The following is a 12,694-nucleotide window of genomic DNA, read 5'->3' on the forward strand; positions in this document are numbered from 1 at the left end:
ATTAAAGGGGATAGTGGCCGTTCCTGTTAGGACAGAACTTACTATCAGAGATAGCGACCTTGACGCTGCAAGAACTCAATTTTGTAGCCGTCTGGGTCGGTAATGAAGAAGAAGGTTGCTAAGTGCTTTTCCTGATGGTCAAAGACTTTGATGTCACTGGTTTCAATATCCAATGAGTTAAGGCGTCGATGTGTCGCCGCAATATCCTCCACACTTACAGCAAGGTGGCCGTAACCTGTGCCATGTGTGTAAGGTTCACTTTGGTCGTGATTGTGCGTCAGTTCCAGCTCAAACCCTGTTTCTGGGTTCGCTAGGTAGGTAAGAGAAAAGCCGTCGAATACGTATTGGTCTTTGATTTCTAGCTCAAGTGCGTCGTGATAAAACTTTAGAGAACGCTCCAGATCGCTTACGCGGATCATGGTATGAATCATTTTTGTCATGAGTACTCCTTAATTGTGCGCTTAGACTAGTCAGTTTTCGCGCGCAATAGGTAGTACTCAGGTACGACAATGAAGGTTGGGGGAGGTGTGGGTGTTTTGTTTAATGCAGTTCGTTCAACGCTTGTGCCATGGTCTCTTGCGGCTGGCGTGCATACGTTAGACAAGCGCAACGCAACAAGGAGGCAAAGTTGTTTACTTCACCATTGTGCTCCAGCGCTTCTTGGTAAACCGTACTGATGAACTTCGGCACCGTCATCTCTTGTGCAGAAGCGATCTCTTCTAAGATCAGCCAAAAGCTGGACTCTAGTTTCACGCTCGTAGCATGGCCATCGATACGGATAGAGCGGGTGATAAATTGGTAGTTTTCCTGAGGTTGCTTCGCAAATATTTCGCACATGGTATTGATCGTATTTATAAATAACCCGCAGATATTGGAACGTTGAGTGCGGGGCGTCAACCGTTTCTATGTAAAAAAACGCCCTCTAATGAGGGCGTGAAGGTTTCACCAAAAGATGAAAGTAAGTGCAAATTACGGATTATTTGATTTGTTGAATCAGGTATTCACCCAGCTGTGAGTGATGCATGATTTTCGAAACCGGAAGAATAGTACCCGCTGGCCCCCATGCAAAAACGTTTACCGGAGTATGCGTGTGTGTGCCTGTTCCCCAGACTGTATTTTGTTTGGTCGCTTGCTCACGTGCTAATAAGTTGCCACGGTCGTTGTATGGGAAGAAGGCGTCAAAGTCGTTGACCGCTGGGACATTCTCTTCACTCAAATACTTGTGGCTCGCGAGGCGGTAAGGGTTAGGCTTGCTTGCTAATACGCGCGCAGCTTGCTCTGGTGTGATGGAGAAGTCGCTGCTCGCGTTGACAATTTCAGCCAACTTTTCTGGCGTCTGTGCAGTTTCATCGAGTTTCTGGAATTCACTGATCATGCCGTAGTAGCTTTGCTTTTGATTGTAGAGACCGTCGAGAATATTAAACTGGCCAAAGTTGAAGTTAGGTGCGTAATCGCGGTTCGCAAATGCTTCGCCACTGCGCTTTTCTGGTTTTGGTAAATCTGCTGATGAGTAACTGAATCCAAAAGAGCCAGTTTCATGATCGGCAGTGACGATAACGAGAGTGTCTTCGCGACCTTTTGCCCATTCATAAACTGTATTTACCGCTTCATCAAACTTGATCAATTCATGCAGCATGGTGCCGGCGTCGTTACTGTGACCTGCCCAGTCAATTTGACCGCCTTCCACCATCAAGAAGAAACCATCTTTATCCTTTGAAAGGACATCGAGCGCTTTCTCTGTCATTTCTTTTAACGATGGTTGGGTACGTTTCGGATCGTCTTTGCTGTGGCTGTAAGCGATACCATCATTCATGCCGGAATAAGCGAAGAGCCCCAGTACTTTTTCACCCTTTGCTTGTTCAAGCATGTTGCGGTTAAACGCTAGGCTGTAACCTTGCTGCTGCGCTTCCGTCAGAAGGTTTCGCTCATCTTTACGTTTTGATTTTAGGTAGACATCGCCTTGAGTCAGTTGCTCAAGTTGTTTGTAAGTTTCGCCTTTATCGTTGGTCGATTTAGGAATCCAATGACGAAGGCCGCCAGAAAGCATCACATCCACGCCGGTCTCTAGCATGTCCACAGCGATGCTGTTTTCCAACGAGCGGTGAGGTTGGTGAGAGGCAAAAGCGGCAGGTGTCGCGTGCGTCATGCGGGTATCTGAAACCAAGCCAGTTGCTTTACCTTTAGCCTTCGCTTTCTCCAAAATCGTTTCAACGTGGTTGCCTTGGCTATCGATTCCAATCACTTCAGAAGCGGTCGGAATGCCGGTCGCAAGCATGGTTGCTGAACAAGCAGAATCCACAACGATGGCGTCTTCTGGGTTTGTCAAAGAGGAGCCAATTACTCCTTCTTGTGCCAGTTTGTATAGTGCGGTGGTTTCGCCTTTGTAGATAGAGTTTGGTGCATGATTGGCGTAGGTCTCTAACAAGCCAACTTGTTGAGGGCCCATGCCATCGCCAATCATCAAGATGACGTTTTTGATTTCTGCAGAGAGCGCATTGAAAGAAAGTGTGGATGCCGCTACTGCGGTTACGATTGGGGTCACTAAGTGCTTCATTGTATATTCCTTATTTATAAAAGCGCTCGAATTAAAACAAGGATTTATTGCAGAAATACTACCGTCATAAAAGGTTCATGTGGAAGTCACTTTTATTCACTAAGTCTAGGGGCTGTTGCTCTTTCGTGGTTGAATTTTGTTCGGATGGGACGTCCAGTTATTCTTAACGCCTGCCTTGTATAAACGGCCCTCCAAGCCGCTGCAAAAATCAGCTCTAAAGGTTTACACACTTTAAAATAAGAAAAGCCCACAGAAGTGGGCTTTGAGTTAAGTTTAGGAGTCGAAAGTCATGAGCTAAAGCTACACTGCGTAAGCAGGGCTTTGGGTCACGATGAGCAAACTCGATTGAAGAGGGCATGGAAGCCTTTTCAAAACCAAGTTTGGCCAGTTTTGCTCTCACCATGTTGTCTGAATAGAGTGGCAACTCCTCTTGCCCTTCTAAAGACAAATGATGAACAGCAAACAGAACTCGCCTTACGCAGCAGCATAATCGAGATAATTCTGTGAAATTTGGGATTCGTCGGGCGAGAACTTATCGGCCGTACTTAATAGGAAAATGGAGAAATTGAGTTGAAGAAGGGCAAGATTGAAAAGCCTTTTTCATAGTCCATCGTCCAATAATGAATCGTCGCCCATTATGGACTGGAGCAAAAAACGCGTTCAAATGAGGATGGTTATCGTAACGAAAGAAACTCTTGCTTAACGCGGGTAAGGTTAAACAAGAGCCAGAATAATGCCACCAACGGTCAGTGCAGCTGAAAGATATTGGCCTGCCGAGTATGAGCCGTCTTCCTCTTCTTCGATAGTATCTGGATGGTCCATACCGAGAGCGCCATGTGCAAAAGATTCAACCTTATCGCCAACGGTTTTGTTTTCCGCTTCGACCTTTTTACTCTCATGGTCGATTTGCTGTAGAGCGGCAAGCAGCGCTTTTCCTTCAGAAGAAAGCGTCACTTTGTTTTGCTCAACCTTTAGTGGCGCTGCGTCGGTAGTTTGATCTGCCTTTTTTGCTTGCTCAACTTTGTTTTGTTGAGCGGCGTATGTATTAACTGAATTGCTTCCTACTGGATTCATCTGTTACCCCTTCGAACAACGACACTCCTTCATGAGTGCAGGTATACCCAAGTGACTTCAAGATGCAGGATTCAGAGCGTTGTCATTGATTCGAGGTCAAGGAAAACAACGCAGCGTAATAGCTGGCTCTTTCCAAGTTGTTTGACGCAGAAATTGGGTCAATGACACGCTCCCGAAGGGCGAGTTGACTTGGCTTGTATACTTTGTTGTCGATTCTTGATTTGGACCCACCAAACCTTTAAATCGCTGCCGCGTCTACAAACCAAGTCATTCTCGCTGAACCTAGCATCTCGAGGTTACTTGGGTATAAAAAGCAGTTATATCTATATCGACGGCAAACGTTATTTCTTGAATCAATCAGAACGAAAATAGGTCTGTTTTTGCCGCTTCCTGTCACTATTCGGAAACTAAAGCAAAAAGCAGACCTATTTATCTAAAGGCGTAGTCAGATTTTTCTGATTACTTACATTGAAGATCGCTATTACGCTTAGCAAGGTGCTTGTACGCCGCCATGCGGTTTGCGTCTTGTACGTAACGCACCGGTGGCGCAAGGACTTCTAGTTGGTAATCCGAACCGTCTGAGGTGATGTCTGCAGTAGGGGTAATGACGACAACGTTTAAATCTGGGTTGCGATTCAAGATAGAAGCCGCTGTGCCTAAACCGCCTTCAGTATGGAATTTGCCCGCGACGTGAACTACTTGAGTTCCTGGGTGTTTCTCTAGGTATTTGACGATGGATTCTGCCATGGTCTCATCCCATGTTACCTGAGCTGCGTATTGCTTTTCAGTCTGCTCTGGCTTGCCGTGGTGCATGGATGCCATGAACTTTTCTTTGTATGGACTGTTTGCTGTGTTGACTTCGTCCGCGACAAAACTGCGCTCATCACTGTCGAGCTTATCTAAGTAATCGATGCCTTGGCGGCCAATGCAACGCACAATATTTTTCGGCGCATTTGCGGCAATCACTGGAATATCAGCTTGCTTGGCAAACTCAACCAGCGGGCGGTAATCACTTTCGTAGTTTGGCCAAGCATTACTTTGCTTCATAAAGTATTGCTCACCAATTTCGCCGTTTAGGTATGAATCTAAGATTGCTTGCTTGTCGCGTGTGACCTGCTCCATTGAAAGCGCAAGAGGGCGACTAGCAGAAGACAACTGCTTTAGCATGTCGGTTTGAAAGCGGTGGATACCAGCGTGTGTGTGCCATTCACCAATCAAAATTACGTCGGCTTGTTGTAGGGCTGGGGTTAGCTGGTTGACTGAGATGGCTTCACCGGAAGGGGCATGAAGCTGGTAGTCGTAGAAACTGGTTACGTCGTCAGTTGCTGCGTTGGGAGCGGTCGGTGCATTTGAAGCACAACCAGTAAGCAAGCCTGCAAAAATCAGACTTAGTGTAGAAAAGCGCATTAAAAAGCCTCCAAAAATGTCCGAATGATATTAATGGAGGCTGATAAATGAATCAATGGTAATGAGAATAATTAGCGTTACATTTTATGCTTCATTTTCAGATTGAATCGATTTCTTACGGTAAACGCGCAACATAAAGTCAGCCTCACATTGGAAAAGTGTAGATGACTTTAGCTCTTCGCGAAGCTCGTCGTTGGCTTTCCATGCGAATGGTGTCATTTGCAGTAGGTCGAATGCGACGCCGTCTTTTAAGTCCATGGTGTAGTTGAGCTTTTGTTGATGCTCAAGTTCGAACCCTTCAATGTTCTCTGGCTCTTCGTTGTGTAAGCGTATCTCTTGGTAGATACGTTCACGGAACTGGTACAAGTGACGGCCTGCTGGCGTGACTGTGATAACAACACCGTTGTCTTTAATCACACGTTGTAGCTCTTCTGCTTTACACGGAGCGTAGATACGCAAAATCGCGTCTAGAGATTGTTCTGCAAATGGCAAGCGATGGCTTGATGCCACGCTGAAATCGCAATTTGGGTAGCGCTTAGACGCGAAACGAATGGCGACTTTAGAAATATCTAGACCATAAACCGTCGCTTCTTCATTTTGTGAATGCAGAGACTGCTGAACTTGGTCTGTGTAGTAGCCTTCGCCGCAACCAATATCCAACAATTGATGGCTTGTGCCTTCGGTGTATTTGGCACATAGGCTTGCCACTTCTTGGCGCATCGGATCGTAATGATTGCCTTCTAAAAAGCGACGACGTGCTTGCATCATCTCTTTGTTATCACCTGGATCTTTTGAGCGTTTGTGGTGCGCTGGCATCAAGTTGACGTAGCCTTCTTTTGCTAAATCAAATTGATGGTTGTTTTCACACTTAAACGTCTTTGCTGTTAGCTCAAGAGGTTGGTGACATAGAGGACATTGATAGTTCATGACGATCTCTGGACAGGAAGTAGGGCGGCAAATTCTATCAAAAAGGGATGCTGCAAGCGAAACAAAAAAGAGCCGAATTATCGGCTCTTTCATCGGTTTTATTGGAGGGTTAGTGGAAGAAATCCACTTGCTGTTTCAAGTTTTGCGCTTGCTGCTGTAGCTCGGTTGCGCTTTGCGATGTTTTAGCGCTGGTATCGCGGCTTTCGCGGTTCAGTTCGCTAATAGAATGAGCATTGGCGGCAATCTCTTGAGAAACTTGTGCTTGTTCTTCTGAGGTTGCAGCAATAGCATCGGCTTGAGACGCAATAGACTGAACTTGTCCTGCAATCGCTTCTAGCGCGGTGCCTGCTTCTTGTGCTTTATCCAATACCTTATTCGCGTTTTGCTGGCTTTCCGTCATCATGCTTACGGCATTGCTGGTGGAGCCTTTAAGTTTCTCGATGATCTCGACGACATCTTTCACGGAGGTCTGAGTACGATGAGCAAGGGTTCGCACTTCGTCTGCCACTACAGCAAAGCCGCGGCCTTGTTCACCTGCACGTGCAGCCTCAATAGCCGCATTAAGTGCAAGTAGGTTGGTTTGCTCTGCGATCTCATCAATCATTTTCGTCACGGTTTGAATGCTTTCGCTGTCTCGATTCACTTGTTCGATAGCTGCCGCAGATTGGTCTAGTTGGTCATTTAACTGCGCAACATCAATACAAACGCCTTCAACGACTTCTAGACCAGATTGGCTGTCAGTGTTTGCAGAGCGAACATTTTCGGCAATTTGTTCAACTTGCTGAGCGACAGATTGAGCAGACGAAGCCATCTCTTCAATTGCAGTTACCACTTGCTCTACCTGCTCTTGCTGAAGATCCGATTGCATCAGGTTGCGGTTAGCATCATCCACAACGCTGGTCGAGTTACTTTCAACTTGGTCGCTAGTCGAGCGAATTTGACCAACCAACTCGTTCAGTTGTCCCGCCATATTGGCAACGCCGTTGTTCAAGTTAATGATTTCGTTTTTCGATGTTTTACCTGAAGCAGGAATATCGATACTCACTTCACCTTTTGCCAAACGGTTCATGTAACCATTCAAAATGGTGAGTGGATTTAGTGTTCGGTTGAGTACAAGCGTAAGCACCACAAAAGTGGCCGCTGCCACAATGAGAGAAATCATTGCAATCAGTTGAAGTAAAGCTTGGCTGCCTTTGGTGACTTCATTGATGAAAGTGCCTCCTAACAGTTTCCAGTTCCAACCCGGTACTTGAGTGTAAACTAGGTACTTTTCACCCACGGTGCCTTGGTACTCAAATGGGTAGCGAATTAAGCCACTTTCTTGTTCGAAAAGTTGGTAGAAAGGTTTATTGCCGTTGTAGTCAGACACTTCTTGAATCGGTGGATCGCTCTCTTCGTGTTTTGGGTGAAGAAGGTAATGACCTTGGTTGTCTTTTTCGTTATCCAGAATGATGGTGTAACCAGTGTCACCCCATTTTACGCTTTGTAGCGAGCTGAATAGATCTTGGGTCGCGCGCTCAACAGGTAAACCAATGAATGAGATACCGTTGACCTTACCATTCGCGTCTTTTAAAGGTGCGTAGTAGGTGATGTAGCGCTCACCATAAAGTTTGATTTGCGCATAGTAAGGTTGGCCGTTTTTAAGCTTTTGGTAACCCGGGTGGTTAAGCCCCAATGTAGTGCCAAGTGCTCTTTTGCCTTGAGGATCTTTTAATGAAGTAGCGACGCGAATGAAGTCGTTGCCCATTGGAGCAAACAGGGTCGCAACAGCGCCAGTGTCACGAGTAAAGCTATCAACTAACTTAGTGTCACCAATCAAGCTTTCGCTGTATTGGGTGATGTTTGGTACTTGGTGACCTTGAAAGTCAACGTTGTAACTCTCGACATAGACGCCCGCCAAATAACCATTACGGAAGGTGGATTCCAAAACTTCTGCCGTGTGCAGATAAGCATTGAACTGCCCTGCAATGGTTTTTGCCATCGATTCCACTTTAGATTGATGTTCTTTCAGCGTATTTTCTAAAAGTACGTTTGAAGCGTTTTGATAAACAAGCGCAGCAATGCTTGAAAATGCAATAAGCAGACACAGTGTGATGACCAGTTTGAGCTGGAAACCGACACTTTGATTCCGATATTTGTCTAGCATGTAGTGTCTTTCCTGATTATTGATGGATGTTATAAATGTTGTATCGGCATGCTAGCGATTTATATGACGAGTTTTTTTGATATTTATTAAGTTAACTGTCAAAAAATAAGAGCAACCAATAGCTTAGATAACAAATGACCGCTGACTGGGTGATTTTATTGCAGAAATGAAATGACCAAATAAGGTTGAGTAAGTTGAGCTACCAATGAATTGGATGCTAGTGGGTGAAAGTTTCATTTGTTTGGTTGAAGCGATAGTAAGGAGCAGCGACTAAAAGAAAGCTCATACCTTCGGCTTTGGTCACGTTTATCCTTGTTTTTTATAGGTATTGTTGGGGCTTTCCAAGCGTTTAATAGAAGCTGTTATGACAAAGAAAATCATCCTAGACACAGATCCTGGCATCGATGATGCGATGGCCATTCTTTTTGCTGAAGCCCATCCTGATATCGACCTTATGGCCATTACAACCGTTTATGGTAATGCAACGATAGACAACGCGACGCAAAACGCCCTTTACCTAAAACAGAAGTTTGGTATGAAAGCTTTGGTTGCGAAAGGTGCGGATAAGCCTTTAGTAAAAGCGCCGGTTGGAGCAACAGTTGTCGTACACGGGGAAGCTGGCTTTGGTGATGTGAAAGCGCCGAGCGCACTGGATGTAAGTGCCATTGATACGCCTGCTTATCAGTTCATCATCGACAGCGTTAGAGCAGAGCCGGGAGAAATCACCTTGGTGGCCGTGGGCCCTTTAACTAACCTTGCGCTCGCTTTGGAAGCAGACCCAGAAATCGTTAACTTGGTTAAGGAAGTGGTTGTAATGGGCGGCGCTTTTGGTGAGAACGATCATCGAGGCAATGTTACGCCATTTGCGGAAGCAAACATTCATGACGACCCTCATGCCGCAGATAAGGTATTCACGGCTTCGTGGCCAGTCGTCATCATCGGTTTGGATGTTACGGAAGAGAGCTTCTTTACGGGGCAATACCTAGACCAACTGCGAGAGGATGCGGGAGAAGTAGGGCAGTTCATTTGGGATGTGAGCCGCTACTATTTGAAGTTTTACTCCGAGAAGGTTGGAATGGATGGTTGCCATGTCCATGATCCTTCTGCGATTGCGTATGTCATTGATCCTGAGCTGTTTACTTTGCGCAGTGGTGCCGTCCGAGTGGTGACTGATGGGCCTGCCGAAGGGATGACGATTCAGAAAACGGATCAACGTAAATACATGAACGATGAGTGGAGTGCTTTCTCCGCGCAAAACGTTGGGGTCGGTGTGAAAAGCGATACACTGCTTTCACTGTATCGAGAATCGATTATTCGTTATTCAAAGCGATAACGGAGTGGGGTTATCTGTAATAGTCGATGACTTGCACAGATATTCTCTCGTTGTGTGATTTTACGGGAAGAGTAAAAACATTCGACGTCGGATATTGATTTTGATTGTCGTAGGTCAGCCCTTCAATCTTCTTGAACGGTTTATTTTCGGCATAGAACATCTCAATGCTTATTGCCGTTTTCTGGTTCGCGGAAACTTGGAAGCGGCAGATTCCGGTGGGGCAATAGACTTGATATCGTGTTGGAGACAATTGCTTGTATTCGGCGACGTTCTTTTCGGTTTGTAACGAGACCTCAGTGTTGGCACAGCCAAACAATAAGCTCGTAAGAAGCGATATTGAATAAATGCGGTATTTCATCGTTACACCATTATCTCGACTCGTTGTGGTTGGCCTTAGTATGGCATGAGTGATTCTTGTGTTGTGCTTTGGAAATGTAAAAAAGGCCGGGTGAACCGGCCTTTAAACTGGATTACTGCGCTGAAATTACAGTGATAAGTTCATGTGTCTCACCTGGCTGTAACGTCTTGCCTTGCTCAATACTTGGTGCATGCACTGTCGACTCAACACACATCATGGTTTCGTAGCCGTTGTCTGCCATGTCCCCCATGCCTTGTGCGCCTTGTGCCCAAGGGTTCCACAACACTGCTGAGTTATGGCCTTGGTTTTCAACGCTCAACGTGCGATCTAACACTGGGTCTTTCACCAAGATTTTCGCTTCTGGCTGAGTGTAAACACGGTCGATAGTATCAGTTAGTTGAAGGACGTCACCACCTTGGCAGATTTCACCTTCTTTTAGGCTATCGATGTATTCAGGGCCCATTCCCGTCGTTTGTGCTTGTTTGATATCACCAACGTTTAGATATGTGTGTAGTGCACCTGAGAATGTCCACTCTGCATCATCAATGTTGGTGACTTTCAATGTCACCTTTAGCTCGTCGCTGATTTCAACAACAAGACGAGCATCAAACATATGTGGCCAGATGTCGTGAGTTTCTTCGGTTGGGAAGAGAGCAAGTTCAACGATCACGCCATTGTCGTTCTCACGGTGTTCAACCAATTCCCATTCTGCTGTGCGCGCAAAACCATGAGCTGGCGCTGCAATGCGGCCAAACCAAGGCCAACAAACAGGAATACCACCACGAAGTGCCGCTTTGCCATCAAAGATTGCTTTTTCGCTCATCCAGATTAGGTCTTCTTGGCCTGCTGGTGTGAACGACACGACATGACCACCGTGTAGCGCGATACCTGCCGTTGCTTTCTCATGAATAACGCGAACGACTTTAACCTGATCAACTTCAACGATAGTGACATTGTCAGATAACACAGTGAGTGCTGGGAGAGTTTTTAAATCCATGTGTTATTTCCTATAGCTGGGGGAGAGCGTTGTCGATACTTGCAGAACAGATGTTATATCGATTTTATATTCTCTCAAATTCCAGATACAAAAAAGGCGACTCTAGAGCCGCCTTTTCTTTAACGAAGTTATTCGCTAATTGCTAACTGTCTAATTACTTAGAAATGTGAGCGATTAGGTCTAGAACTTTGTTTGAGTAACCGATTTCGTTGTCGTACCAAGATACAACTTTAACGAAGTTATCAGTTAGAGCGATACCAGCTTTAGCATCGAATACTGAAGTTTGAACTTCACCGATGAAGTCTTGAGAAACAACTTGGTCTTCAGTGTAGCCTAGTACGCCAGCTAGTTCGCCTTCAGAAGCTTCTTTCATTGCTGCACAGATAGCTTCGTAAGATGCGCCTTCTTTTAGGTTAACTGTTAGGTCAACTACAGAAACGTTAGCTGTTGGTACGCGGAAAGCCATACCAGTTAGTTTGCCGTTTAGTTCAGGAAGAACAACGCCTACAGCTTTAGCAGCACCAGTTGATGATGGGATGATGTTTTGAGAAGCACCACGACCACCGCGCCAGTCTTTAGCAGAAGGACCGTCTACAGTTTTTTGAGTTGCTGTAGTAGCGTGAACTGTAGTCATAAGACCAGATTCGATACCGAACTTGTCGTTAAGAACTTTAGCGATAGGCGCTAGACAGTTAGTAGTACAAGAAGCGTTAGAAACGATGTCTTGACCAGCGTAAGTAGCGTGGTTAACGCCCATTACGAACATTGGAGTAGCGTCTTTTGAAGGACCAGTTAGAACAACTTTCTTCGCACCAGCAGTGATGTGCTTACGTGCAGTCTCGTCAGTTAGGAAAAGACCAGTTGCTTCAGCTACTACGTCAACGTCGATAGCATCCCATTTTAGGTCTTCTGGGTTGCGCTCTGCAGTTACACGTACAGTTTTACCGTTAACGATTAGGTTACCGCCTTCAACTTCAACAGTACCGTTGAAACGGCCGTGAGTTGAGTCGTACTTAAGCATGTATGCCATGTAATCTACGTCGATAAGGTCGTTAATACCTACAACTTCGATGTCGTTGCGCTCTTGCGCTGCACGGAATACGAAACGACCGATACGGCCAAAACCGTTAATACCTACTTTGATAGTCATTATAGTTGCTCCACAACTTAATTTCTGATTAAAGATAACTGGTAGTAAAATTACAAAATCCAGTAAACATCTGCAACAGATAATCGGACTTAACTTGTTTAAAGTCAAAAAAAAGCGACGCTTTTTTTAACAATTCTTCGCAAATGCTCGTTTTTTAAACTTTTAACTGGTTATTCTACATTCCAGTTGGCGTAATATAACTTTCGAGATAAGAACTCGTATCAAATTAATTACACATGGTGTCCTGGTGAGAAAGTATGTGCTACAACTGTTACGAGAAGCAAGTTTTTTGCTAAAAAAGTCATTGCCAAAAATAAGAAATAAGGAACAGAAATTGGTAGAACAAAGCGGAAGAAAAGTAACGAAGTCCGATGAACAGTGGCGCGAGCAGCTCTCTGAGGAAGAGTTTCGCGTCTGTCGCGAGCAAGGCACAGAGCCTCCGTTCTCCGGTAAACTGCTTCATAATAAAGAGACAGGTGTGTATGCCTGTACCTGTTGCAACACCCCTCTATTTGTCTCTGATAACAAGTATGACTCTGGCTGTGGTTGGCCGAGTTTCGATGCCCCGATTAACGACTCTGCGGTGCGTTATCTTAAGGATTTGAGTCACGGAATGGTCCGAACTGAGATTCGATGTGCCACTTGTGACAGCCATTTAGGTCACGTTTTTGAAGATGGACCGCAAACAACGGGTGAGCGTTTTTGTGTCAACTCGGTGTCGTTAATTTTCAACAAATCCGATCAATAA

12 protein-coding genes are annotated in these 12,694 nt (G+C 45.4%); 2 read left to right on the top strand and 10 right to left on the bottom strand.

Annotation, left to right across the window (positions count from 1 at the left end; translation table 11 throughout):
- Positions 1–44: 44 nt before the first annotated feature.
- The 7 genes from A9237_RS13265 to A9237_RS13300 all read right to left on the bottom strand — a co-directional run bounded on the left by A9237_RS13265 (position 45) and on the right by A9237_RS13300 (position 8,108).
- Positions 45–440, bottom strand: coding sequence for a VOC family protein (locus A9237_RS13265; RefSeq protein WP_009707321.1), 396 nt, complete (start codon positions 438–440; stop codon positions 45–47).
- A gap of 100 nt (positions 441–540) precedes the next feature.
- Positions 541–837: a ribbon-helix-helix domain-containing protein gene (locus tag A9237_RS13270; protein WP_005439764.1), complete on the bottom strand. Its 297-nt coding sequence runs from the start codon at positions 835–837 to the stop codon at positions 541–543.
- Between the two features lie 139 nt (positions 838–976).
- Entirely contained in the window at positions 977–2,554 is a 1,578-nt protein-coding gene (locus tag A9237_RS13275; RefSeq protein WP_078608340.1) for an alkaline phosphatase, read from the bottom strand.
- 714 nt (positions 2,555–3,268) lie between these two features.
- On the bottom strand, positions 3,269–3,628 hold the full coding sequence (locus A9237_RS13280; protein ID WP_005439760.1) for a hypothetical protein: 360 nt from the start codon (positions 3,626–3,628) through the stop codon (positions 3,269–3,271).
- A gap of 459 nt (positions 3,629–4,087) precedes the next feature.
- Positions 4,088–5,035 carry a ChaN family lipoprotein gene (locus tag A9237_RS13290; protein WP_078608342.1) on the bottom strand — a complete coding sequence of 316 codons (948 nt, stop codon included), beginning with the start codon at positions 5,033–5,035 and terminating at the stop codon, positions 4,088–4,090.
- A gap of 84 nt (positions 5,036–5,119) precedes the next feature.
- A complete protein-coding gene (gene rlmA / locus A9237_RS13295; protein WP_078608343.1) occupies positions 5,120–5,962 on the bottom strand; it encodes a 23S rRNA (guanine(745)-N(1))-methyltransferase in 843 nt (280 codons plus the stop codon).
- 109 nt (positions 5,963–6,071) lie between these two features.
- Entirely contained in the window at positions 6,072–8,108 is a 2,037-nt protein-coding gene (locus A9237_RS13300) for a methyl-accepting chemotaxis protein (RefSeq protein WP_078608344.1), read from the bottom strand.
- Positions 8,109–8,472: 364 nt separating this feature from the next.
- Here A9237_RS13300 and A9237_RS13305 point away from each other — a divergent pair, with 364 nt between their 5' ends.
- Positions 8,473–9,441 (top strand): nucleoside hydrolase, encoded by a 969-nt coding sequence (locus A9237_RS13305; RefSeq protein ID WP_078608345.1) that lies wholly within the window; start codon positions 8,473–8,475, stop codon positions 9,439–9,441.
- A gap of 10 nt (positions 9,442–9,451) precedes the next feature.
- On the opposite strand, the gene A9237_RS13310 is transcribed toward A9237_RS13305, so the two are convergent.
- The 3 genes from A9237_RS13310 to gap all read right to left on the bottom strand — a co-directional run bounded on the left by A9237_RS13310 (position 9,452) and on the right by gap (position 11,946).
- Positions 9,452–9,799 carry a spore gernimation protein gene (locus A9237_RS13310; RefSeq protein ID WP_078608346.1) on the bottom strand — a complete coding sequence of 116 codons (348 nt, stop codon included), beginning with the start codon at positions 9,797–9,799 and terminating at the stop codon, positions 9,452–9,454.
- Positions 9,800–9,911: 112 nt separating this feature from the next.
- On the bottom strand, positions 9,912–10,796 hold the full coding sequence (locus A9237_RS13315; protein WP_078608347.1) for a D-hexose-6-phosphate mutarotase: 885 nt from the start codon (positions 10,794–10,796) through the stop codon (positions 9,912–9,914).
- Positions 10,797–10,950: 154 nt separating this feature from the next.
- Positions 10,951–11,946, bottom strand: coding sequence for a type I glyceraldehyde-3-phosphate dehydrogenase (gene gap, locus A9237_RS13320; protein WP_005432905.1), 996 nt, complete (start codon positions 11,944–11,946; stop codon positions 10,951–10,953).
- Between the two features lie 334 nt (positions 11,947–12,280).
- Between gap and msrB the strand changes: the two genes are divergently transcribed.
- Complete coding sequence (gene msrB, locus A9237_RS13325; RefSeq protein WP_020195692.1) at positions 12,281–12,694, top strand: peptide-methionine (R)-S-oxide reductase MsrB; 414 nt, start codon at positions 12,281–12,283, stop codon at positions 12,692–12,694.

The sequence above is a fragment of the Vibrio owensii genome (assembly GCF_002021755.1).
GTDB classification, from domain to species: Bacteria; Pseudomonadota; Gammaproteobacteria; order Enterobacterales; family Vibrionaceae; genus Vibrio; species Vibrio owensii.

Coding starts and splice junctions, on each gene's coding strand:
- A9237_RS13265 (WP_009707321.1), bottom strand. CDS start 440: ATGACAAAAATGATTCATACCATGATCCGCGTAAGCGATCTGGAGCGT.
- A9237_RS13270 (WP_005439764.1), bottom strand. CDS start 837: ATGTGCGAAATATTTGCGAAGCAACCTCAGGAAAACTACCAATTTATC.
- A9237_RS13275 (WP_078608340.1), bottom strand. CDS start 2,554: ATGAAGCACTTAGTGACCCCAATCGTAACCGCAGTAGCGGCATCCACA.
- A9237_RS13280 (WP_005439760.1), bottom strand. CDS start 3,628: ATGAATCCAGTAGGAAGCAATTCAGTTAATACATACGCCGCTCAACAA.
- A9237_RS13290 (WP_078608342.1), bottom strand. CDS start 5,035: ATGCGCTTTTCTACACTAAGTCTGATTTTTGCAGGCTTGCTTACTGGT.
- rlmA (WP_078608343.1), bottom strand. CDS start 5,962: ATGAACTATCAATGTCCTCTATGTCACCAACCTCTTGAGCTAACAGCA.
- A9237_RS13300 (WP_078608344.1), bottom strand. CDS start 8,108: ATGCTAGACAAATATCGGAATCAAAGTGTCGGTTTCCAGCTCAAACTG.
- A9237_RS13305 (WP_078608345.1), top strand. CDS start 8,473: ATGACAAAGAAAATCATCCTAGACACAGATCCTGGCATCGATGATGCG.
- A9237_RS13310 (WP_078608346.1), bottom strand. CDS start 9,799: ATGAAATACCGCATTTATTCAATATCGCTTCTTACGAGCTTATTGTTT.
- A9237_RS13315 (WP_078608347.1), bottom strand. CDS start 10,796: ATGGATTTAAAAACTCTCCCAGCACTCACTGTGTTATCTGACAATGTC.
- gap (WP_005432905.1), bottom strand. CDS start 11,946: ATGACTATCAAAGTAGGTATTAACGGTTTTGGCCGTATCGGTCGTTTC.